Origin of the sequence: Burkholderia sp. HAN2018 (assembly GCF_024704855.1) — a bacterium.
Taxonomy (GTDB): domain Bacteria; phylum Pseudomonadota; class Gammaproteobacteria; order Burkholderiales; family Burkholderiaceae; genus Burkholderia; species Burkholderia cepacia.
Map to the genome: position 1 here is coordinate 1 of NZ_QOBB01000071.1, position 23,004 is coordinate 23,004.

21 protein-coding genes are annotated in these 23,004 nt (G+C 67.9%); 14 read left to right on the forward strand and 7 right to left on the reverse strand.

Annotated elements, in window-relative coordinates; genetic code table 11:
* Positions 1 to 437 (reverse strand): pirin family protein (locus DPV74_RS19205; protein WP_162923089.1); only part of this gene is annotated, 437 nt, incomplete at its 3' end.
* Between the two features lie 369 nt (positions 438 to 806).
* Here DPV74_RS19205 and DPV74_RS19210 point away from each other — a divergent pair.
* The 4 genes from DPV74_RS19210 to DPV74_RS19225 all read left to right on the forward strand — a co-directional run bounded on the left by DPV74_RS19210 (position 807) and on the right by DPV74_RS19225 (position 4,028).
* Positions 807 to 1,589 (forward strand): ABC transporter substrate-binding protein, encoded by a 783-nt coding sequence (locus tag DPV74_RS19210; protein WP_021158492.1) that lies wholly within the window; start codon positions 807 to 809, stop codon positions 1,587 to 1,589.
* A gap of 241 nt (positions 1,590 to 1,830) precedes the next feature.
* Complete coding sequence (locus DPV74_RS19215; protein WP_027786761.1) at positions 1,831 to 2,520, forward strand: ABC transporter permease; 690 nt, start codon at positions 1,831 to 1,833, stop codon at positions 2,518 to 2,520.
* The gene (locus tag DPV74_RS19220) at positions 2,517 to 3,230 is read left to right on the forward strand and encodes an ABC transporter permease (RefSeq protein WP_027786760.1); all 714 of its coding nucleotides are present in this window, start codon (positions 2,517 to 2,519) and stop codon (positions 3,228 to 3,230) included. Before DPV74_RS19215 ends, DPV74_RS19220 begins: the two co-directional genes overlap by 4 nt.
* An 18-nt stretch (positions 3,231 to 3,248) precedes the next feature.
* Positions 3,249 to 4,028, forward strand: coding sequence for an ABC transporter ATP-binding protein (locus DPV74_RS19225; protein ID WP_027786759.1), 780 nt, complete (start codon positions 3,249 to 3,251; stop codon positions 4,026 to 4,028).
* Positions 4,029 to 4,104: 76 nt separating this feature from the next.
* Here DPV74_RS19225 and DPV74_RS19230 read toward each other — a convergent pair whose 3' ends face one another.
* Positions 4,105 to 4,602, reverse strand: a complete 498-nt coding sequence (locus DPV74_RS19230; protein ID WP_021158490.1) for a GNAT family N-acetyltransferase — start codon at positions 4,600 to 4,602, stop codon at positions 4,105 to 4,107.
* Between the two features lie 133 nt (positions 4,603 to 4,735).
* On the opposite strand from DPV74_RS19230, the gene DPV74_RS19235 reads away from it, so the two are divergent.
* Positions 4,736 to 5,662 (forward strand): LysR family transcriptional regulator, encoded by a 927-nt coding sequence (locus DPV74_RS19235; protein WP_060372192.1) that lies wholly within the window; start codon positions 4,736 to 4,738, stop codon positions 5,660 to 5,662.
* 563 nt (positions 5,663 to 6,225) lie between these two features.
* Positions 6,226 to 7,305, forward strand: a complete 1,080-nt coding sequence (locus tag DPV74_RS19240; protein ID WP_034195856.1) for a porin — start codon at positions 6,226 to 6,228, stop codon at positions 7,303 to 7,305.
* 136 nt (positions 7,306 to 7,441) lie between these two features.
* Here the strand turns inward: DPV74_RS19240 and DPV74_RS19245 are convergent, their stop codons facing one another.
* Positions 7,442 to 7,780 carry a P-II family nitrogen regulator gene (locus DPV74_RS19245; RefSeq protein WP_006398637.1) on the reverse strand — a complete coding sequence of 113 codons (339 nt, stop codon included), beginning with the start codon at positions 7,778 to 7,780 and terminating at the stop codon, positions 7,442 to 7,444.
* An 83-nt stretch (positions 7,781 to 7,863) separates the two neighbouring features.
* Positions 7,864 to 9,573, reverse strand: a complete 1,710-nt coding sequence (locus DPV74_RS19250) for an NAD+ synthase (protein ID WP_119337781.1) — start codon at positions 9,571 to 9,573, stop codon at positions 7,864 to 7,866.
* 111 nt (positions 9,574 to 9,684) lie between these two features.
* Here DPV74_RS19250 and DPV74_RS19255 point away from each other — a divergent pair, with 111 nt between their 5' ends.
* Positions 9,685 to 10,863: a GNAT family N-acetyltransferase gene (locus DPV74_RS19255; RefSeq protein ID WP_119337782.1), complete on the forward strand. Its 1,179-nt coding sequence runs from the start codon at positions 9,685 to 9,687 to the stop codon at positions 10,861 to 10,863.
* 75 nt (positions 10,864 to 10,938) lie between these two features.
* On the opposite strand, the gene DPV74_RS19260 is transcribed toward DPV74_RS19255, so the two are convergent.
* Positions 10,939 to 13,197, reverse strand: coding sequence for a glycoside hydrolase family 3 C-terminal domain-containing protein (locus DPV74_RS19260; RefSeq protein ID WP_119337783.1), 2,259 nt, complete (start codon positions 13,195 to 13,197; stop codon positions 10,939 to 10,941).
* 150 nt (positions 13,198 to 13,347) lie between these two features.
* Here DPV74_RS19260 and DPV74_RS19265 point away from each other — a divergent pair, with 150 nt between their 5' ends.
* Together DPV74_RS19265 and DPV74_RS19270 are read left to right on the forward strand one after the other, a co-directional pair.
* The gene (locus DPV74_RS19265) at positions 13,348 to 14,382 is read left to right on the forward strand and encodes an AraC family transcriptional regulator (RefSeq protein WP_119337784.1); all 1,035 of its coding nucleotides are present in this window, start codon (positions 13,348 to 13,350) and stop codon (positions 14,380 to 14,382) included.
* A gap of 49 nt (positions 14,383 to 14,431) precedes the next feature.
* Positions 14,432 to 15,316, forward strand: coding sequence for a GIY-YIG nuclease family protein (locus tag DPV74_RS19270; RefSeq protein WP_119337785.1), 885 nt, complete (start codon positions 14,432 to 14,434; stop codon positions 15,314 to 15,316).
* A gap of 56 nt (positions 15,317 to 15,372) precedes the next feature.
* Here the strand turns inward: DPV74_RS19270 and ppa are convergent, their stop codons facing one another.
* Complete coding sequence (gene ppa / locus DPV74_RS19275) at positions 15,373 to 15,900, reverse strand: inorganic diphosphatase (RefSeq protein WP_027786751.1); 528 nt, start codon at positions 15,898 to 15,900, stop codon at positions 15,373 to 15,375.
* 233 nt (positions 15,901 to 16,133) lie between these two features.
* On the opposite strand from ppa, the gene DPV74_RS19280 reads away from it, so the two are divergent.
* The 5 genes from DPV74_RS19280 (at position 16,134) to DPV74_RS19300 (ending at position 21,702) form a co-directional block, all read left to right on the forward strand.
* Positions 16,134 to 17,573 carry an aldehyde dehydrogenase family protein gene (locus DPV74_RS19280; RefSeq protein WP_027786750.1) on the forward strand — a complete coding sequence of 480 codons (1,440 nt, stop codon included), beginning with the start codon at positions 16,134 to 16,136 and terminating at the stop codon, positions 17,571 to 17,573.
* Positions 17,574 to 17,650: 77 nt separating this feature from the next.
* A complete protein-coding gene (locus DPV74_RS19285) occupies positions 17,651 to 18,409 on the forward strand; it encodes an SDR family oxidoreductase (RefSeq protein WP_048025370.1) in 759 nt (252 codons plus the stop codon).
* Between the two features lie 125 nt (positions 18,410 to 18,534).
* A complete protein-coding gene (locus DPV74_RS19290) occupies positions 18,535 to 19,839 on the forward strand; it encodes an MFS transporter (protein ID WP_027786748.1) in 1,305 nt (434 codons plus the stop codon).
* Between the two features lie 226 nt (positions 19,840 to 20,065).
* Entirely contained in the window at positions 20,066 to 20,479 is a 414-nt protein-coding gene (locus DPV74_RS19295; protein WP_027786747.1) for a helix-turn-helix domain-containing protein, read from the forward strand.
* Positions 20,476 to 21,702 carry an alpha/beta fold hydrolase gene (locus DPV74_RS19300; protein ID WP_119337786.1) on the forward strand — a complete coding sequence of 409 codons (1,227 nt, stop codon included), beginning with the start codon at positions 20,476 to 20,478 and terminating at the stop codon, positions 21,700 to 21,702. The genes DPV74_RS19295 and DPV74_RS19300 overlap by 4 nt, the downstream gene beginning before the upstream one ends.
* Positions 21,703 to 21,816: 114 nt before the next feature.
* Here DPV74_RS19300 and DPV74_RS19305 read toward each other — a convergent pair whose 3' ends face one another.
* Complete coding sequence (locus tag DPV74_RS19305; RefSeq protein ID WP_011352869.1) at positions 21,817 to 23,004, reverse strand: heme biosynthesis protein HemY; 1,188 nt, start codon at positions 23,002 to 23,004, stop codon at positions 21,817 to 21,819.

Here is a 23,004-nt window from a genome sequence, read left to right on the forward strand (position 1 = left end):
ACGAGCCGCAGCCGCCCGCGCTTCTCGCCGTCGGCAAAGCGCGTCTGCGCGTAGCCGGGCCGGCCGCCCGCCCCGGCCGGCGCGAGCCAGATCCGCAGCAGGCGCAGCGGCTGGTCGCACGACGCGTTGGCTTCGCTGAGCATGACGCCGGTGCCGGCGCTCAAGCGCTGCACGCCGCCCGCACGCACGATTGCCCCGTTGCCGAGGCTGTCGCGGTGCGCGAGCGCGCCGTCGAGCACGTAGGTGACGATTTCCGCATCCCGGTAAGGCCGCATCCCGTAGCCGCGGGTCGGCGCGATGCATTCCTCGTTCAGTTCGCGCAACGCGCCGAAGACCGGCGGCCCGCTCCGGGCGGACGCGCAAGGAAAGCTGTGAAGGAATTCGTGCCAGCCATGGCTGCGCTGGTCGCGATCGGCGGCGCGGCGGATCTGGAACATGGGACGGACACTCCGTGAGAGGCGCTGTTCTGGTATGCCGTCACTGTATGAGTGTGCCAATCGCGCCACAATCCACCGCTCGCGCACTGCATCGTTGCATCTGCAGATGCAATTGACCCAATGCCCGCTGCGAATGCGGCGATTATCGCAACAGCCGGATCAATGCCTCGAAGAATCGATCGGTCGGCCCGGATTGCCGGTTTCCGGGTATCGCGTTCGGGTAAAATACCGCCCTTTTGGCGTTCGCCGTTCCGGCGGCCGCCATCGCCAGAGCGCCGATCGGCGAATTTTGGCCGTCTAGAATACGCCGCGGCGCCCGGTCCGACCGGCCGCGAGCGCCCCCGGAAAGTCAGCAACAGAAGGATCGAAATGAAGAAGGCCGCCCTGTGCGCCGCCCTCGCCCTCGTGGCGGGCAGCGCCTTCGCGAAGGAGTGGAAGACCGTGCGGATCGGCGTCGACGCCAGCTACCCGCCGTTCGAGTCGACCGCGCCGAGCGGCGAGATCGTCGGGTTCGACGTCGATCTCACCAAGGAAATCTGCAAGCGGATCAACGTGAAATGCGTGTGGGTGGCGCAGGATCTCGACGGGATCATCCCGGCGCTGAAGGCGAAGAAGTACGACGTCATCGTGTCGTCGCTGACCGTCACGGACAAGCGCCGCGAACAGATCGACTTCTCCGACAAGGTATACGACGCGCCGGCGCGGATGATCGCGAAGGCCGGTTCGCCGCTGCTGCCGACGATCGCCTCGCTGAAGGGCAAGCGCGTGGGCGTCGAGCAGGGCTCGACGCAGGAAACCTACGCGAAGGCGTACTGGGAGCCGCAGGGCGTGACGATCATTCCTTACCAGAACCAGGACCAGGTCTATGCCGATCTCGGCTCGGGCCGCCTCGACGCGACGCTGCAGGATGAGCTGCAAGCCGACTACGGCTTCCTGCGCACGCCGCGCGGCAAGGGCTTCGCGTTCGCCGGGCCGGAAGTGAAGGATCCGAAAACGATCGGCGACGGCACCGCGATCGGCCTGCGCAAGGAAGATACGGACCTGAAGCTCAAGATCAACAAGGCGCTGGCCGACATGCACAAGGACGGCACGTACGACCGGCTGTCGCACAAGTATTTCGCGTTCAGCGTCTATTCGGCTTCGGCCCGCTGAGCGTCGAAAAGAAGAGGCAACGGATGCGGGGGCGGCCCCGTGTCCGGGCAGTACAGGCAGTCGACCACGCGCCGCCCGCCCCCTCGCCCGCCGCTCGCGCGACGGGCTGGCCCGGCACCGATGCCGGGGCGGACGGTCATGATACGCACGGGGCGTTCCGCGCAGCTTGGCGGGCGCGTCTTTCGCGGCGCACCGCGTGCGCCCTACGGGACCCCACTAGGGACCACACCAGGGACCACATATGTTTCTACAAGGTTACGGCCCGCTGATCCTCGCGGGCACCTGGCAAACCGTCAAACTGGCGGTGCTTTCGCTTGCGCTGTCGTTCCTGCTGGGGCTGCTCGGCGCGGGCGCGAAGCTGTCGCGCAACCGCTTCACGAACGGCGTCGGCACCGTCTACACCACGCTGATCCGCGGCGTGCCCGACCTCGTGCTGATGCTGCTGCTGTTCTACAGCCTGCAGATCTGGCTGAACATGGCGACCGACGCGCTCGGCTGGGACCAGATCGACATCGACCCGTTCCTCGCCGGCGTGCTCGTGCTCGGCTTCATCTACGGCGCGTACTTCACCGAGACCTTCCGCGGTGCGTTCCTGTCGGTGCCGCGCGGCCAGCTCGAGGCCGGCAGCGCGTACGGGATGACCAGCTGGCAGGTGTTCACGCGGATCATGTTCCCGCAGATGATGCGCTTCGCGCTGCCGGGCATCGGCAACAACTGGCAGGTGCTCGTGAAGTCGACCGCGCTCGTGTCGATCATCGGCCTGGCCGATGTCGTGAAGGCGTCGCAGGACGCCGGCAAGGGCACGCTGCGGTTCTTCTTCTTCACGCTGATCGCGGGTGCCGTCTACCTCGCGATCACGACGATCTCGAACTTCGTGCTGATGTGGCTCGAAAAGCGCTACTCGACCGGCGTCCGCAAGGCTGACCTATGATCGACCTCATCCAAGAATACTGGCGCAACTACCTCTACACCGACGGCTACCGCATCACCGGCGTCGCGATCACGCTGTGGCTGCTGGTCGTGTCGATCGGCCTCGGCTTCTGCCTGTCGGTGCCGCTCGCCGTCGCGCGCGTGTCGAAGAAGAAGTGGCTGTCGGGCGCCGTATGGCTCTACACGTACGTGTTCCGCGGCACGCCGCTCTACGTGCAGCTGCTGCTCTGCTACACGGGCCTCTACAGCCTGCAGGCCGTGCGCGGCACGCCGATGCTCGACGCGTTCTTCCGCGACGGGATGCACTGCACGCTGCTCGCGTTCACGCTGAACACCTGCGCGTACACCACCGAGATCTTCGCGGGCGCGATCAAGGCGACGTCGTACGGCGAGATCGAAGCCGCGCGTGCCTACGGGATGTCCACGTTCACGATGTATCGCCGCGTGATCCTGCCGTCGGCACTGCGCCGCGCGCTGCCGCTGTACAGCAACGAAGTGATCCTGATGCTGCACGCGACCACCGTCGCCTTCACCGCGACCGTGCCGGACATCCTGAAGATCGCCCGCGACGTGAACTCGGCGACCTACATGTCGTTCCATGCGTTCGGCATCGCCGCCCTGCTCTACCTCGTGATCTCGTTCACGCTCGTGTGGCTGTTCCGCCAGGCCGAGCGTCGCTGGCTCGCGTATCTGCGCCCGCAAGGCAAGTAAGTTTTCGCAGGACTATTGATGAATTCCCAGACTCAGAAGCTTTTCGTCGACGATCTGCACAAGCGATACGGCGACAACGAGGTGCTCAAGGGCGTGTCGCTGAAGGCGAACTCGGGCGACGTGATCAGCGTGATCGGCTCGTCCGGCTCCGGCAAGAGCACGATGCTCCGCTGCATCAACTTCCTCGAGCAGCCGAATGCGGGCCGCATCTTCGTCGACGGCGAGGAAGTGCGCACCGCGCTCGACAAGACGGGCGCGCTGCGCGCGGCCGATACGAAGCAGCTGCAGCGCGTGCGCACCAAGCTGTCGATGGTGTTCCAGCACTTCAATCTCTGGTCGCACATGAACGTGATCGAGAACGTGATGGAAGCGCCCGTGAACGTGCTCGGCATCCCGAAGAAGGAAGCCGAGGAGCGTGCGCGCGCGTATCTCGAGAAAGTCGGCCTCGCGCCGCGCGTCGAGAAGCAGTATCCGTCGCACCTGTCGGGCGGCCAGCAGCAGCGTGTCGCGATTGCGCGCGCGCTGGCGATGCATCCGGACGTGATGCTGTTCGACGAACCGACGTCGGCGCTCGACCCGGAACTGGTGGGTGAAGTGCTGAAGGTGATGCAGAAGCTCGCCGAGGAAGGCCGCACGATGATCGTCGTCACGCACGAGATGGGCTTCGCGCGCAACGTGTCGAACCACGTGATGTTCCTGCACCAAGGCCGCGTCGAGGAAGAAGGCGTGCCGTCCGAGGTGTTTGCCAACCCGAAGAGCGAACGCCTGCGCGGATTCCTGTCCGGCAGCCTCAAGTAACGCGCACGAAACGCACGACGTTCGAACGGGCGCCTCGCGGCGCCCGTTTTGCGTTTACGTGGCATTTACGTGGCGTTCATGCGGCGCTCACCGGCGCGCTGTCGGCGAACGCGCGCAGTTCGTCGCCCGCGAGCCGGTAGCGCACCCATTCGCTCTGCGGCGCCGCGCCGACGCTCTCGTAGAAGCGGATCGCCGGCTCGTTCCAGTCGAGCACGCTCCATTCGAAACGCCCGCAGCCCGACTCGACCGCGATCCGCGCGAGCGCCTTCAGCAGCCGCAGCCCGGCGCCCGCGCCGCGAAAACGCGGCGACACGTACAGGTCCTCGAGATACAGCCCCTGCCGGGCGAGCCACGTCGAATACGAGAAGAAATACACGGCGAAGCCGGCCGGCTCGCCGTCGACCTCGCAGATCAGCGCACGCGCCGGCGATCCGTCGCCGAACAGGCTGCGCTCGAGCGACGCGGGCGTCGCGACCACTTCGTGCTCCGCCTTCTCGTAGACGGCCAGTTCGGTAATGAAACGCAGGATCTGCGGCACGTCGGCGACGGTGGCGGAACGAATGTCGATTTGCACGGGATGAGCCCTCCTCCGGCCCGGACTTGAAACGGAAAGCGGCGCCGCGCAGCCGCGCTGGCGCCAATCAGATCGTCATGCTACGTTCACGCAGCGCCTGCAGGAAGTGCAGGTTTTTCATCCTGACCTGAACATGATGCATCCCGATCTGCGCCGTCTCGACCTGAACCTGCTGCTCGTGTTCGACGCGCTGTACCGCCACCGCTCCGTCGCCGCGGCCGCGCACGAGCTCGCATTGAGCCCGTCCGCGCTGAGCCACGCGCTCGCGCGGTTGCGCGACGCGATCGGCGATGCCCTGTTCGTGCGCCTCGGCAACGAGATGCAGCCGACCGTGCGCGCCGACGACATCGCCACCTGGGCCGGCGACGCGCTCGACGCGATGTCGAAGGGGCTCGCCCGCGCGCGCCGCTTCGATCCCGCGCAAAGCGACCGCACGTTCGTGTTCGCGGCGACCGACTACACGGCATTCGCCGTGCTGCCGGCGTTTCTCGCGCGCATCCAGCATGTCGCGCCGCGGTTGCGGATCCGCGTCGTGCATTCCGACCGGAAGATTTCCGTCGACGAACTCGCGGCCGGCCGCATCGATTTCGCGCTCGGCTACCACGAGGAATCGGCGGCCGACGCGCCGGGCATCGAGGACTTCGACTGGTTCTCCGACGACTACGTCGTCATCGCGAGCGCCGCGCATCCGGACGTCCGCCGGCGGCTCACGCTCGACCAGTACCTGGCGGCACGCCACGTGGTCGTCACGCCGTGGAACGAGTCGCGCGGCGTCGTCGACCACGTGCTCGACCGGCTCGGCCTCGCACGGCAAGTCGCCGTGCAGTTGCCGACCGTGCTGGCCGCGCCGTTCGTGATTGCGGAATCCGCGCTGCTGATGACCGTGCCGAACCGCGCCGCGCAGGCGCTGCGGCACGCGGCGCCGATCCGCATCTTTCCGGCGCCGTTCGAGATCCCGCGCTACACCGTGAAGGTCTACTCGCACGCGAAGCACGCGCGCACCGATGCGCATCGCTGGATTCGCACGCAGTTGCTCGAAGCGAGGCCGGAGCCTGCCTGACCGGAGCGCGCCGGCGCACCGCGTCGCGCGTTGCCGTGCGAGCGCGACAGGCACGGGCCGGCGACGTCCGGTGCCCGCCCATTCATTACGAAATACTTACCAATTCGTCTTGTATGGCGCTTACGCCCGCGCCCCCTGCAACGTCAATAGTGGCAATCCTTGATCCATGTTTGCGAAAGTCGTGTCTCCCTTGTGGGACAAGGGTTTTCCGTTAATTGCAAACCCTCGGCGCACCTGTTGCCCACCGTGTTGCATGGCAATTTGGCGACAGGTGTTAGTCAAACAACGATTTCCATCGCCACAAAATTGTATTTTTGCTAAATTAGTAACCAAAGTAGCAAAACGAAGTTCGTGAAATGTAGTTTAGCTTCACGACACTACAAGGAGACCCCGCAGGCCGACCCGGCTGCGCGGGACCGCTCAACGGTTTTCCGTCCGCTTGCCCGCGTGCTGCGCTTACCGGCCCTGCACGAGGTCTCCCTGGTTATCCCGCTTTTGCCCGGCGCTCGCGCTCCGGGCATCTCGTGCAGTCTGGGTTGACTTTTTGACAGGGTATGGAGGAGATGATGAAGAAAGCTTTGGTCGCGGCCGCGCTGATGGCTGCTGGGGTGGTGACGGCGCACGCGCAGAGCAGCGTCACGCTGTATGGTCGCCTGGATGCCGGCCTCGAGTACCTGAACGGCCTGCAAAACGGCCACCAGGTGCGCGCGGAAAGCGGCGACTGGGGCACCAGCCTGTGGGGCTTGAAGGGCACCGAAGACATCGGCGGCGGCAACAAGATCCTGTTCCACCTCGAAGGTGCGTTCAATACGATGACGGGCGGCTTCAGCGGCTCGATCTGGGATCGTTATGCGACGGTCGGCATCTCGAACGACCGCTACGGTACGCTGCTGCTGGGTCGTGAACTCGCGATCGCCAACGGCGTGTGGGACTTCGACCCGTTCGGCCAGTCGGCCTGGTCGACGGCCTCGCTGGTGCGCGGCCGCAACTGGAACAAGACCAGCAACAACGTGTCGTACCAGTCGCCGCAGTTCTACGGCCTCGACTTCTACGGCCAGTTCTCGTTCTCCAACTCGACCAGCTTCAACGGCAACACGACGGCCGGCCAACCGGGCCGTGCAGCCGGCGCACAGGTCACCTATACGAATTCGCTGTTCCAGTTGCGCGGCATCTACGACGAAACGCGCGACAGCAACGGCCGCTTCTCGGACGTGTTCAACTACTCGCGTGAATACTTCGCGGGCGTGAACGTGTTCCTCGGCCAGTTCAAGGTTCAGGCCGCTTACCAGGCCTCGCGCGCGGACGGCAGCGGCGGCCCGGCAGTGAACGCCGGCGTGACGGGCACCCAGCAGGTCTGGGGCGGCGTGACGTGGCAGGCAACGCCGGCAGCGGCGCTGATCGCGGCCGTGTATCACGTGAACGCGAACCACGGCGGCGGCAACGCGAACATCTACACCGTCGGCGGCTCGTACAACATCTCGAAGCGCACGCTGTTCGACCTGCAGGTCGCGACGGTGCGCAACAGCAAGAACGCCAACTTCGGCCTGAACGCGAACGGCGCCGGTACGGCCGTGTCGACGGGCAACCCGAATCCGGGCGGCAGCCAGACCGGCGTCTACGCCGGCATCCAGCACCTGTTCTGATCAGGCGCCGTCAAAGAACGATTCGGCAACACTTTCCACGCTGCTGCGAGAGGCGCGTATCGGTGCGGTACCCAACCGGGTATCGCACCGTTTTTTATTGGCGGGGCCTGAAACGGCCCGCTGACGAATGCGGCGCTCAGACGGCCGCTTCGTTCTCTTCGCCGGTGCGGATGCGGATCACGCGCTCGACATCCGACACGAAGATCTTGCCGTCGCCGATCTTGCCGGTGCGCGCCGCGCCGATCACCGCGTCGATCACCTGGTCGACCTGCGCTTCCGCGACGACGACCTCGATCTTCATCTTCGGCAGGAAGTCGACGACGTATTCCGCGCCGCGATACAGCTCGGTATGCCCCTTCTGGCGGCCGAAGCCCTTCACTTCCGTCACGGTCAGGCCCGTGAGACCCACTTCGGCGAGCGCTTCGCGGACTTCGTCCAGCTTGAACGGCTTGATGATGGCAGTGATGCGTTTCATGGTGGTTGTCCCCCAATGCTCGTTTGGATGAAAAATCGCGACCCCGATTGTAAGCCTGCGAGCCGCATGCGGCCCAGCACGGCTCAGTCGAGGCGTTCGGTAAAACGTGACGTGATCGGGTAGCGCCAGTCGCGCCCGAATGCGCGATGCGTGACGCGAATGCCGATCGGCGCCTGGCGGCGCTTGTATTCGTTGATCTTGATGAGCCGCGTCACGCGTTCGACGTCCGCCTGCGCATACCCGGCCGCGACGATCTCGGCGAGCGGCCGATCCTCTTCCATGTACATCCGCATGATCGCGTCGAGTACGTCGTACGGCGGCAGGCTGTCCTGGTCGGTCTGGTTCTCGCGCAGCTCGGCCGACGGCGCACGCGTGAGGATCCGCTCGGGGATCACGTCGCGCAGGGCATAGTCGGCCGTTTCGTTGCGATAGCGGCAGAGCCGGTACACGAGCGTCTTCGCGATGTCCTTGATCACCGCGAAGCCGCCGGCCATGTCGCCGTACAGCGTGCAGTAGCCGACCGCCATCTCGCTCTTGTTGCCGGTCGTCAGCACGATCGAGCCGAACTTGTTCGACAGCGCCATCAGCAGCGTGCCGCGGATGCGCGCCTGGATGTTCTCTTCCGTCGCGTCTTCCGCGCGGCCCGCGAACTCGCCCGCGAGCGATGCGCGGAATGCGTCGAACATCGGCGCGATCGCGATCTCGTCGTAGCGCACGCCGACGCGCCGCGCCATGTCCGCCGCGTCGGTGGTCGAGATGCCGGCCGTGAAGCGCGACGGCATCATCACCGCGCGCACGCGCCCGGGCCCGAGCGCATCGCATGCGACCGCGAGCACCAGCGCCGAATCGACACCGCCCGACAGCCCGATCAGCACGCCCGGAAAGCCGTTCTTGCCGATGTAGTCGCGCACGCCGGTCACGAGCGCGCGGTACACCTGCGCGTCGGTCGACAGCTCGGGCGCGATCGCACCGGGCAGCGGCCGCGCGCCGTCGAATTCGACGATCGCGTGCCCTTCGTCGAACTGCGGCATCCTCGCGACGAGCGCGCCCTGCGCGTCGAGCACGAACGAGCCGCCGTCGAATACGAGTTCGTCCTGGCCACCGACGAGGTTCACGTACACCATCGGCAGCCCGGTTTCGCGAATCCGCGCGCGCAGGATGTCGACGCGCACCGCTTCCTTGTTCATGTGGTACGGCGAGCCGTTCGGGATCAGCAGCACCTGCGCGCCGGCCGCCTTCGCGATCTGCGCGGCCGATGCATGCCACGCATCCTCGCAGATGATCACGCCGTACTTCACGCCGTTCAGCTCGAACACGAGCGGCTCGGCGTCCGTCGCGAAGTAGCGCTTCTCGTCGAACACCTCGGTGTTGGGCAGGTCCTGCTTGCGGTAGGTGCCGACGATCTCGCCGCCGACGATCAGCGATACCGCGTTGTAGGTATCGGTGGGCGGCACGCCGCGCTCGATCGGGCGGTTTGCATTACCATCGACGGCTGGCGCATGCGGATCGCCGCCCGGCGCGCCGCGCAACGGATGGCCGACCAGCACCGCGAGCCCGTCGAACGCCTTCAAGGCGCCGGCGAGCGCGTCGAGCGCGGCCGCGGCCGCCGCGTAGAACGCCGGCCGCAGCAGCAGGTCTTCCGGCGGATAGCCGGACAGCGCAAGTTCGGGTGCGATCATCAACTGCGCACCATCGTTGTGCGCGGCGCGTGCGGCCGCGATGATCCGCGCGACGTTGCCGGCGAAATCGCCAACGGTGACGTTGATCTGGGCGAGAGCGAGTCGGGTCTTCATGGCGGGATTGGCGCAGCCCGGCGGCGCGCCCTGAACGGCTGACGAAATCGTCCCGGTGCGGGCCCGCGCAGGCCCTCGCATCCGGCGACACAGAACGGTACGGATTCACGCTTGAAACACGAACGCATCGATTATCGCACGGGCATCCTGTCGTCCCCCGCGGAGGTGCCGGCCGACGAATGGAACGCGCTGCTCGCCCGCGACGCGCAGCCGACGCCCTTCCTGCGCCACGAATTCCTCGACGCGCTGCACGTCGCGCGCTGCGCGGTCGACGACACCGGCTGGTCACCGCATTTCGTCACGCTGACCGACGAGCGCACCGGCCGCCTCGCGGCCGCCGCGCCCGTCTACGCGAAGCAGCATTCGTACGGCGAATACGTGTTCGACTGGGCCTGGGCCGACGCGTACCAGCGCAACGACCTGCCCTACTACCCGAAGCTGCTGTGCGCGGTGCCGTTCACGCCCGTGCAGGGCACGCGCCTGCTTGCGGCCGACGACGATGCGCGCCGCCGTCTCGCGGCCACGCTGCTCGCATTCGCCGAGCAGAGCGACGTGTCGTCGCTGCACGTGCTGTTCCCGACCGGCGACGAAGCGGCGCTCCTCGAATCGATGGGCATGATGCTGCGCGAAGGCGTGCAGTTCCACTGGATCAACGACGGCTACCGCCACTTCGACGATTTCCTCGGCACGCTCGAGCAGAAGAAGCGCAAGAACATCCGCGCGGAGCGGCGCAAGGTGCACGAGGCGGGCGTGACGTTCCGGCGGCTGACCGGCGACCGGATCACCGACGCCGACTGGCGCTTCTTCTCGCGCTGCTACCGGCAGACCTATCGCGAACACTATTCGAGCCCGTACCTGAACCTCGACTTCTTCCGCACGATCGGTGCGACGATGCCCGAGAACCTGCTGCTCGTGATCGCGGAAGCCGGCGGCCAGCCGATCGCGAGCGCACTCGCCGTCTACCGGCGCGGCGAGAATGGCGGCGGCACGCTGTACGGCCGCTACTGGGGAGCGGTCGAGCACGTGCCGTGCCTGCATTTCGAGACGGCCTACTACCAGCTGCTCGAATTCTGCATCGAGGCCGGGCTCGACACGTTCGAAGGCGGCGCGCAGGGCGAACACAAGCTCGCCCGCGGCTTCCTGCCGACCGTCACGCACTCCGCGCACTGGCTCGCGCACCCGGCATTCTCGGACGCCGTCGCGCGCTTTCTCGAACGCGAGACCGAGCATATCCACGCGTACGTCGACGAATTGCGCGAACACAATCCGTTCCGGCGCGGCGCCGGGTAACGACTGCGCGCCGGAACGTGCCGGCATGCGGCGAGACCACGACCGGCCTCGCCGCGTGCCGCGCGGCCGCCCGGCTCAGTGCGCGGCGAGCGTCTCCGTCGTCGACTGCGCCTGCGGGTCACGCGACGAAGCCGCCGCCGACAGCCCGTAGCTGCCCGCGGCGATCCGCCACGCATGCGCGTTCGCATCCCACACCGCGAAGCGCCGCGCCGGCACCGCAACGCTGACGGTACGCGCCTCGCCCGGCTGCAGCGCGACCTTGGTCCAGCCGACGAGGCGCTTCGGCGGTTCGCCGAGCGACGCGGGCAGTGCCGCGTAGATCTGCACCGTCTGCGCGCCGGCCCGCGCGCCGGTGTTCGTCACCGTCACGCCGACCGTCACGTTGCCTGCCGCATCGGCCCGCGCGGACATCGCCGACAACGCATACGTCGTGTACGACAGCCCGTAGCCGAACGGGAACAGCGGCTCGATCGCCTTCGCGTCGAACCAGCGATAGCCGTACGCGAGCCCTTCCGCGTAGACGGTCTGCGTGCGCGACGGATCGATCGCCGGCTGCGGCAGGTCGGCCTCCTGCTTCGGGAACGTCAGCGGCAGCCGGCCCGACGGGTTCGCATCGCCGAACAGCAGGTCGGCGATCGCCTGGCCGCCCTGCGCGCCGGGATACCACGCTTCGAGCACGCCATGCACGTTCGCGAGCCACGGCATCAGCACGGGGCTGCCGTTCTCGAGCACGACGATCACGCGCTTCGCCTTCGCCGCGACCGCCGCGATCAGCGCGTTCTGGTCGTATTGCTGGTTGTACGGATCGGCCTTCGCATCGGGCAGCGACAGGCTCGCGAGGTCGAGCCCTTCCGTCTGCCACTGCGTCGCGAACACGATCGCGACATCGGCCTGCGCGGCCGCGCTCGCCGCGGCATTCGCGTCGGTTCCGTCGAGGTAGCTGACCGCCGCGTTCGGCGCCTTCGCGCGGATCGCCGCGAGCGGCGCGGACTTGTACCACGTCGCACAGCCGCCGAACAGCGTGTCGGCGGGTTGCTGGCAGGTCGTCACCGCATTGCCGTCGATCGCCGGCACCGCGCCCGAGCCGCCGCCCGACAGCACGCCCGCGTCCGCATGCCCGCCGATCACGACGACCGACTTCAGCGCGCCGGCCGCCAGCGGCAGCACGGGCTGCGCATCGCCGGGCGCGGCCGCGTTCTTCAGCAGCACCGCGGATTGCCGCGCGATCGCGAGCGCATCGGCGTTGCCGGCCGCTTCGTCGATCGCGCCGCCCGGCTTCGGCGGTGCGTCCATCACGCCGATGCGGATCAGCGTGCGCAGCTTGCGCTGCACCATGTCGTTCAGCCGCGCGGCCGACACGCTGCCGGCCTGCAGCGCCGCACGCAGCTTCGTGTTGAAGAACGAGCCGAGCGGTGCGTTGTTGTCGTCCGCCGCGCCCGGCTCCTCCTCGTCGAGCCCCGCCTGCACGGCCGCGACCGTCGAATGCGTCGCGCCCCAGTCGGACTGCACGACGCCCTTGAAGCCCCATTCGTTCTTCAGCACCGTGGTCAGCAGATACGGGTTCTCGCACGCGTACACGCCGTTCAGCTTGTTGTACGAGCACATCACGTTGCCCGGCTGGCCGTCCTTCACGCCGATCTCGAACGCGAGCAGTTCGGCCTCGCGCATGGTCCGCTCGTCGACGACCGAATCGATCGTCATCCGGTTGGTTTCCTGGTCGTTGAACGCGAAATGCTTGATCGTCGCGATCACCTTCTGCGCCTGCGTCGCTTGCGTGCGCGCGGCACTCAGCGTACCCGCGAGCACCGGATCCTCGCCCATGTATTCGAACGTGCGGCCGTTGCGCGGCTCGCGTGCGAGGTTCACGCCGCCGCCGAGCCCTTCCGCGAACCCGAGCGCACGCAGTTCGAGCGCGATACGCGTGCCGTAGGTGCCGGCGAGCGCCGGGTCCCACGTCGCCGCGAGCGCGACCGGTGCGGGCAGCGCGGTCACGCGCGCGTTCTTCACGTTCACGCCGCCAGCCGAATCGGCGCTGCTGACGGCCGGAATGCCGAGCCGCGGCACGCCCGGGATGTAGCTCGCGCCATTGAGTGCATCGGCCGGGAACGGGCCGCCCAGGTCGAGCGCCGGCAGGCCCGTGCCGTGCACGAGCTGCAGTTTCTCGTCGGTCGTCAGTTGCGCGACGAGCGCGGCCGCGCGCTGGTCGGCCGCGGCATCGGGGTCGGCCGGCGCGGCCGGACCCGCGTGGATGTCGTCGCCGCCGCACGACGCGAGCAGCACCGTGAGCGCGCACGCGGACGCAATCGTCGAACACCGGAACAGCGAAGTTTTCATTGATCCTCCTGAATCGTTCTGTTGTACTTGTCGCCACACTCCAGCGTCCGAGTCTAAAAATTGACCGGTCACCACGCTTGACCGGCAGGAGCATGCGTTGACCTCTCGCAGCGGGGACAAACCCGAACGGCATGACGAAGGGGGACAGACATGGAGTTGCAACAGAAATCGGTATCCGTGCGGATCTACCGCTGGCTGTGCGAAGACGCGCGCGCGAACGGCATCGATCTCGCACCGCTTTACGACACGCTCGGCATCGGTCCGGCCGAGCTTGCCGACGACACGCGCCGCATCGCGGGCGACCGGCACGTCGCCGCGATGCGGCTCACGAGCGCATGGCCGCTGTCGTGGCATCGCCCGCCGCCGCAGGTCGTGCCGTGGCTCGCGCCGTTCCCGGAACTCGCGGGCGTCACGTGCAACGCGGCGACACTGCGCGACGCGCTGCACGGCTACCTGCACTATCGCGAGCTGATCGGCAACGTCGACTGGGTCTTCGCGCACGAGAACGGCGACGCGATCGCGCTCGAATACGTGAACGAAGGCGACGGCCGGCACGCGGGCAGCGCGTTCGCGAACCTCGCGATCCTCGCCGCGCTCGCCCGCCTGTACGATCCGCACGTGTGCGTCGACGACGCCGCCTTCGCCGGCCGCCCGTTCGCACCCGCCGCCGCGCTGCGCGACATGCTCGGCGCACCGATGTCGTTCGATGCCGCGCACAACCGCATCGTGCTGCGCTCCGCGCACTTCGACACGCCGTTCGAACGCTACAACGCGCCGCTCGCCGGCATTCAGCGTCACGCGGCCGACGCCGCGCGCGAGCGTGTACGCGTGCGCTCGACGTTCGGCTCGTCGGTCGAGCAATGCGTGCGCGACTGGCTGCGTACCGCCGACGAAGCCGATGTACCGACCGACACGCTGATGCAGCACGTGTGCACGCGCTTCGCGATGTCGCGCTGGACGCTGCGCCGGCGGCTGCATCGCGAGGCGGTCGGCTTTCATGCGCTCGTCGCGCAGGCGCGGCTCGGCGAGGCGCGCGACCTGCTGCTGAATACGCAACTGCCGATCGGCGAGATCGGCGTGCGCGTCGGCTTCCGTTCGACGAGCGCGTTCACGCGCTTCTTCACGCGCGAACTCGGCGCGGCGCCGAGCCGTTTTCGCGACGGGCACGGCGATCGATGGCGTTGACGCGCGCCTTTTCTGAGACACTGGCGGCTTCGCATCCCGCCGCCCTGCCATGTCCTGGTTTCTGTACCTGATCGAATGCGCCGACGACAGCGTCTACACGGGCATCACGACCGATGTCGCCGCGCGCTTCGACGAGCACGCGTCCGGCAAGGGCGCGCGCTACACGCGCTCGCGCAAGCCGCGCGCGGTGCTCGCGTCGTTCCCGCTGCCCGACCGGTCGATCGCATCGCGTGCCGAGTACTGGGTGAAGCGGCTCACGGCCGCGCAGAAACGCGAACTGGCGGCCGGGATCCGGACGCTCGAGTCGGTATTGCCGGCCGGGATGTCGATCGACGGGAACGTCGATGCGGCCGGGTTGAAGGCCGGGTTGAAGGCCGGTAAGCGCGGGCAGAAGAAGGCGAAGGCGCAGTCTGTCGACATCGCGACGCAGGCCGCTGAAACGGACAAGCCCGTCAAGAAAACCGCGAAGGCCGCGAATGACGGGAACGCGTCCACGCCCGCAAAAACCGTGAAGCGCGGACAGGCCGCGCAGGCGCCCAAGAAGACCAAGGCCACGCCTGCCACGAAGCGTGTGAAGACCGACGACGCGGCCGAAGTGAAAAAGGGCCCGTCTCGCGGCAAATCGGCCACGAAGGCCACGAAGGCCGCACCGAAGCAGAAAGCGCCGGCAGCCGGCGGCAAGTCCGTCGCCAAACCACGCACCGACGTTGCTGCCGCGCCGGCGCGCAGCCGTGCATCGGCAACAAAGACCACCACCGACACGGTCGAAACCCCGGCGAATCCGGTCACCGCCACCGGCCGCGCCACGCGCGCGAATCGTGCGAGAAGCGCATCGAACGCAAACGCCCTGCCTGCGCCGGCCCCCGCGCGCCCCCGAAAGAAGGCCACCCCGGGCGCCGGCCCGCGCACAAAACAAAACCGCGCGGCCTCCTGACGAGACACGCGCGGTTTGCGTTCCGAACGAACCGGCCGCGAGGCCGGCCAGCCGGCTTACTTCTTGTAGTTCGCTGCGCCGTCGGCGATTTCCTTGTGCGCGGCTTCGATGCCGGCCCAGCCTTCGACCTTCACCCACTTGCCCTTCTCGAGCGCCTTGTATTGCTCGAAGAAGTGCTTGATCTGGTCCTTCAGGTACTCGGGCACGTCGTCGATCGACTTCAGGTTGGCCGTCATCGGGCAGACCTTGTCGTGCGGCACCGCGACCAGCTTCGCGTCGACGCCCGACTCGTCGGTCATCTGCAGCATGCCGAGCACGCGCGAACGCACGATCGAGCCGGCCAGCAGCGGGAACGGCGTGATCACCAGCACGTCGACCGGATCGCCGTCGCCCGACAGCGTCTGCGGGATGTAGCCGTAGTTCACCGGATAGCGCATGCCCGTGCCGATGAAACGGTCGACGACGAGGAGGCCCAGTTCCTTGTCCGCCTCGTACTTCACCGGGTCGCTTTGCGCGGGAATCTCGATGATCACGTTGAAATCTTGCGGCAGGTCCTTGCCGGCCGGAACATGGTTGAAGCTCATGAGCACTCTCTGTAGGTCGATGGGAATTCGGGACAGGGCGCCGCGGCCGATGCATCGCCGCAGGCGTCCCCCAACGGAATGCGCCATTATAGCCAATCGACCGGTGGCGTCCGGATGACGATCGGCGCGATAATCGTTCCCGATGTCCGGCCGTCGAACCACCGGCCGCGTTGCATGGAATCGGCGTCGGCGCCGGAGCACCGTCGGCGGTCGACGCGAAGACAGGAGCACGCATGGAAGAGGCGAAGCACTTCATCGCAGGCGAATGGACGTTGCCTGCGCAACTGGAAACCATCGCGGTCGTCGATCCGTCCGACGGCCAGCCGTTCGCAGCCATTGCCCGCGGCACGGCGCCCGACATCGAGCGCGCGGTCGCCGCGGCCCGCGACGCTTTCGCCGGCCCATGGGGCGCCAAAAGCGCCGCCGAGCGCGGCCGCGTGCTGATGCGGCTGTCGGCGCGCGTGGCCGATTCCCTCGAGGAACTCGCCACGATCGAGGCACGCGACACCGGCAAGCCGCTCAAGCAGGCACGCGCGGATGCCGCCGCGCTCGCGCGCTACTTCGAGTTCTACGCAGGCGCGGCCGACAAGCTGCACGGCGAAACCCTTCCCTACCAAGCCGGCTACACCGTGCTGACGGTGCGCGAGCCGCACGGCGTCACGGGCCACATCGTGCCGTGGAACTACCCGATGCAGATTTTCGGGCGCAGCGTCGGCGCCGCGCTCGCGGCCGGCAACGCATGCGTCGTCAAGCCGGCCGAGGACGCATGCCTGTCGTTGCTGCGCGTTGCCGAGCTGGCCGCCGAGGCCGGGCTGCCGGCCGGCGCGCTGAACATCGTCACCGGCTACGGTCATGAGGCCGGCGCCGCGCTCGCGCGCCATCCCGGCATCGACCACATCTCGTTCACGGGCTCCCCGGCCACCGGCAAGCTGGTCACGCAGATGGCGGCCGAGAACCACGTACCCGTCACGCTCGAACTCGGCGGCAAGTCGCCGCAGATCGTGTTCGCCGATGCCGACCTCGAGGCGGCGCTGCCCGTGCTCGTGTCGGCGATCGTGCAGAACGGCGGGCAGACCTGCTCGGCCGGCAGCCGCGTGCTGATCGAGCGCGCGGTGTACGAGCCGCTCGTCGAGCGGCTCGCCACCGCGTTCAACGGGCTGCGCGTCGGCCCGAGCCGCGCCGACCTCGACTGCGGCCCGCTGATCAACGCGAAGCAGCAGCAGCGCGTGTGGGATTTCCTGTCCGACGCGCAGCACGACGGCATTCCGATGGCCGCGCATGGGCAGGTCGTCGCCGAGGCACCCGAAAGCGGCTTCTACCAGGCACCCGCGCTGTTGCGCGACGTGCCGCCGTCGCACCGGCTCGCGCAGGAGGAAGTGTTCGGCCCCGTGCTCGCCGCGATGCGTTTCGTCGACGAAGACGAAGCCGTCGCGCTGGCGAACGGCACGCCGTACGGCCTCGTCGCGGGCATCTGGACGCGCGACGGCGCACGCCAGATGCGTATCGCGCGGCGCCTGCGGGCCGGCCAGGTGTTCATCAACAACTATGGCGCGGGCGGCGGCGTCGAGCTGCCGTTCGGCGGTGTCGGCCATTCGGGGCATGGCCGCGAGAAAGGCTTCGAGGCACTGTACGGCTTCACCGCGCTGAAAACGATCGCGATCCGGCACGGCTGAACACGCGGCATGCGGCCGGCAGCGCGCGGCCGCATGCCGAAGCACGACGACACTAAATCCAGCACAGGAGACACACCATGCGGTTGAGCGGCAAGACGGCCATCGTCACGGGCGGCGGCTCGGGGTTCGGCGAAGGCATCGCGAAGACATATGCGCGCGAAGGCGCGAACGTCGTCGTCAACGACCTGAACGGCGCGGCGGCCGAGCGTGTCGCGAGCGAGATCGCGCTCGCGGGCGGCAAGGCAATCGCGGTGGCCGGCGACGTGTCGCGGCAGGACGACTGGCACGCGCTGCTGCAGGCGACGCTCGACGATTTCCACGCGGTGCAGATCGTCGTGAACAACGCGGGCACCACGCACCGCAACAAGCCGGTGCTCGACGTGACGGAAGCCGAATTCGACCGCGTGTACGCGGTCAACATGAAAAGCCTGTTCTGGTGCGTGCAGACCTTCGTTCCGTACTTCCGCGAGCGGGGCGGCGGCGTGTTCGTGAACGTCGCGTCGACGGCCGGCGTGCGGCCGCGGCCGGGCCTCGTCTGGTACAACAGCACGAAGGGCGCGATGATCACCGCGAGCAAGTCGCTCGCGGCCGAACTCGGCGCCGACCGCATCCGCGTGAACTGCATCAACCCCGTGCTCGGCGAAACCGCGTTGATGACGGAATTCATGGGCTGCGAGGATACCCCCGAGAACCGCAGCCGCTTCCTCGCGACGATCCCGCTCGGCCGCTTCTCGACGCCGCAGGACATCGCGAACGCGGCGCTGTACCTGGCATCCGACGAGGCCGAGTTCATCACGGGCGTCTGTCTCGAAGTCGACGGCGGGCGCTGCATCTAGCCGTATCCCCCTTGCCGCAGCGTGCCGCGGCCGGCAACCGCCGCGGCACACGCGCATGGCTTCGCACGACTCCGGACCAGGCACCGCTACGCCTTCTCCGGCCAATTACAAGGACAGGAGACAACATGGCAACATCGACGCAATCGCTGCCGGGCTCGTCCGGCGCATTCGAGGAAGCAACCTATCGCAAGGTGTCGTGGCGGCTCGTGCCGCTCCTGCTGCTGTGCTACGTGGTCGCGTATCTCGACCGCGTGAACGTCGGCTTCGCGAAGCTGCAGATGGCGAGCGACCTGAATCTCAGCGACACCGTCTACGGGCTCGGCGCCGGGATCTTCTTCTTCGGCTATTTCCTCTTCGAAGTGCCGAGCAACATCATCCTGCACAAGGTCGGCGCGCGCGTGTGGATCGCCCGCATCATGGCGACGTGGGGCGTGATCTCGATCCTGACGATGTTCGTCACGACGCCCGCGATGTTCTACGTGATGCGCTTCCTGCTCGGCGTCGCCGAGGCAGGCTTCTTCCCCGGCGTGATCCTCTACCTCACCTACTGGTATCCCGCGCACCGGCGCGGCCGGATGACGACGTTCTTCATGACGGCGGTCGCGTTGTCCGGCGTGATCGGCGGACCGATCTCCGGCTTCATCCTGAAGGCATTCGACGGCGTGAGCGGCTGGCACGGCTGGCAATGGCTGTTCCTGCTCGAAGGCATCCCGTCGGTGCTCGCCGGCGTGCTCGTGTTCTTCTCGCTCGACGAGCGGATCTCGAAGGCGAAGTGGCTGACCGACGAGGAAAAGGCGCTGCTCACCCGCAACGTCGACGCGGAGGAAGCGACCAAGGAAGACCTGCCGCTCGGCACCGTGATGTCGAGCCCGCGCGTGTGGCTGATGGCGCTGATCTATTTCTCGTTCGTGATGGGGCTCTACGGCGTCGGCTTCTGGCTGCCGACGATCATCAAGGCCACCGGCGTGACCGACACGTTCATGATCGGCCTGCTGTCGGCGATTCCGTATGCGGCCGCGGTGGTCGCGATGATCCTGATCGCGCGCAGCGCGGACCGGCACCGCGAACGCCGCTGGCACGTCGCGATTCCGGCCGCGATCGGCGCGCTCGGGCTCGTGCTGTCGGTGGTCTGGGCGCACCAGACCGCGCTCGCGATGCTCGGCCTCACGCTCGCGACGATCGGCATCCTGACCACTCTGCCGCTGTTCTGGAGCCTGCCGACCGCGTTCCTCGGCGGCACGGCGGCCGCTGCCGGCATCGCGATGATCAACTCGATCGGCAACCTCGCCGGCTTCCTGAGCCCGTACCTGATGGGCTGGCTCAAGCAGGCGACGGGCGCCAACGATTCGGGCATGTACATGCTCGCCGGGTTCCTCGTGCTCGGCGGGCTGCTCGCGCTGTCGGTGCCGAAGCGGCTGGTCGACAAATGACGCGGGGCGCATCGGCGCCCCCCTGCCGGCGGACGATCCGCCCCGGAAACGCCCCGCTGGCCGGAACCGCTCCGGCCAGCGGGGCGTTTCTGCTTCCACATGCGTGCCGACCGGACGATGCCGGCTCGGCATCCCGCCAGGGCTGATGCCATAATCTCCACAATACTCCCTAACGATCCTAATTTCATGGAACAATAGGGAGTATATTGAGCATCACGAGCCGATCATGTTCCATACCGTCGACGAGTCCGCCGCCCGCCTGCGCCTCCACCCGAAGACCGTCCTGCGCTTCATCCGCGAGGGCAAGCTGCGTGCGACGCGGGTCGGCCGCGCCTACCGCATCCTCGACACCGACCTCGCCGCGTTCGCGCAAACCGAGCCGCCCGCGCCCGTGCCGCGTGCGGTGCGCGTCACCAGCATCGTCGACATTCCGGACGCGTCGCAGTCGCTGCACCAGTACCTGTCGCGATCGCTGCATGCGATGGCGTCCGGCCGCACGTCGTACGTCGACCCCGTGCGGATCGACGTCACGTTCGATCCCGCCGCGAGCCAGGTCAAGATCATCGTCGCCGCGACGCCGGCCGACACGGCCGTGCTGATGTCGTCGCTCGAGGCGCTGCTGCAGCAAAGCGGGACATGAGCGCGATCTTCAGGTCGCCACGCCATGCACGCGCCATTCGCGCGGCTTACGACGCCGCGCTGTCGCACTGGCCGGCCGGGCATCGGCGCGTCACCGTGCAGACGCGCCATGGCGCGACGCACGTGATCGCCTGCGGCCCCGAGCACGCGCCGCCGGTCGTGCTGATCCACGGCGCGCAGACGACGGCGGCGAGCTGGCAGCATTACGCGGCGCAATGGTCGACACACTTCCGGCTCCATGCGATCGACGTGATCGGCGAAGCAGGACCGAGCGCGCCGTCGCGACTGCCGCTTGCGGGCGACGCGCATGCGCAGTGGCTCGACGACGTGCTGGACGGCCTGCAGGTGTCACGTGCCGCGTTCGTCGGCATCTCGCTCGGGGCGCGAACGGCGCTCGACTTCACGTTGCGGCGGCCGGCACGCGTGACGCGGCTCGCGCTGCTCTGCCCGTCCGGCATCGGCCGGCAGAAGCGGTTTCTATGGTGGGCGCTGCCGCTGTTGCTGCTCGGCGATGCCGGGCGCGCATGCGTGCGACGGCGCGTGCTCGGCCGCCTGCCGCCCGCGTCGACGGCGGCCGAGCGTGACACGCTCGCGCTGATGCACGCCGTCGACCGCGGGTTTCGCCCGCGCATCGAACCGATTCCGGTGTTCGCCGACAACGTGCTGCGCACGCTGTCGGTGCCCACGCTGGCGATCGTCGGCGGCCGCGACGTGATGCTCGACTCGCGCGACACGCGTGAGCGCCTGACGCGTCTCGTGCCGCACGCGCAGATCCTGTTTCTTCCCGAGCAGCCCCACTTCATCCGCGGGCAACGCGACACCGTACTCGCGTTTCTCGCGTCGACGGAAACCATCGACATGCCCCACCGAATCGTTCAGGCAGCCGGCCGCCGCGTGCTGGTCCGTGATCCCTCCGCCGCCCCCGTGCAGCGGGAAAGCGATGCGCTCGACCTCGTCGCCCTCGCGCACGAGCACGAAGCCGACTGGATCGCGGTGCCCGCGGACGCGCTGCACGACGACTTCTATCGGCTCGAAAGCGGCCTCGCGGGCGCCGTCCTGCAGAAGCTCGTCAACTACGGCGTCAGGCTCGGCGTGGTCGGCGACATCGAGCGCTGGCTCACCCGCAGCGAAGCGTTCCGCGCACTCGTGCGCGAATCGAATCGCGGGCAATCGGTGTGGTTCGTCGCCAGCGAGGACGACCTGCTGCGCAAGCTCGGCGCATGACGTGTCGTCCAGGCCCGCCCTGGACGAAAAAAAGCCCCGAAGGCCTTCCGGCATTCGGGGCTTTCTTGCGCGGGTTGCGCGCGCCGCCTGCGGCAGGCAGCCACGCCGCCCGCGTCAGACCACGGTGATCGCGAGCGCGCTTTCGCGGTAGTGCTTCGCGGCCTTGTCGGTTTCGCCGAGATGCTCGAACAGGCGCGCGAGCGCACGATGCGCACGCACCTTCAGCGCCTCGTTGTCGGCGAGCTTCAGCGCCGATTCGAGGAACGACTGCGCCTTGCCCCACAGCTGCTGCTGCTGGCACAGGCGGCCGAGCGCGAACAGCAGGTCGGCATCCTCCGGGTGATCCTTCTTCCACCCTTCGGCCTTCTGGATCAGCGGCAGCGCATCGGCGCCGGCCGTATCCGGGTAACGGCGCAGCAGGCGCGCATCCCAGTTGTGGGCAAGCGCGTCCTCGACGATGCGACGTGCTTCGTTGCGGCGCTCGAGCGGAACGAGAAGATCGGCCGCGAGATCGGCGAGACGCGGCGACTGGCGCTCGACCGGCGACAGCGACTGCCACACCTCGAGCAGCGCGTCCGGGTCGTGCCGGCGTTCGCGCAGCAGGTTTTCCGCAGCCTGCTGGCGCAGCCGCACGGCCGCGGCCGGATGCAGCGCCTCGCGCTTCTCGAGCGCCTTCGCGAGCTTCAGCACCTCGGCCCAGTTCTTCAGCTGCTGCTGCGCGCGCAGTGCAACCTGCTGCGCATGGATACGCTTGCCGCCCGCCTGCAGATCGGCCAGCGCGGCGAGCGCGCCGTCGGCATCGCGCGCGTCCGCGCGCATGTCGGCCGCGGCGAGCAGCCGTGCGTCCTGCCACTCGGGTGCGTCGACCTTCGACAGCCAGTCGTCGCGACGCGTGTACTCGTGCATCCGGTGCGCGGCAGTCGCCGCGACGAGACTCGCCGCGCCCTGGTTCGCGTCGACCGACAGCGCTTCACGCGCGGCCTTCTCCGCGCGCGAGAAGCGGCCCGCGTACAGGTTCGCGATCGCGTCGCGCAGCGATGCCTGCGCCTTCTCGTTGCGCGAACGCGCACGATACGCGGCGACCCGCTGCGGCATGCGCCAGATGTTGCGCACGATGCGCAGCAGCGCATACACGACGATGAACAGCACGACGATGGCGATCACGAACAGGTTCAGCGACACGTCGATCCGGTACGGCGGATAGACGAGCAGCACCTGCCCCGCGTCGAAACGGCCGACGGTGGCGAGCGCAGCGGCGATCGCGAACAGGACCGCGAGCCAGACGATTCCTCGAAGCGTCAT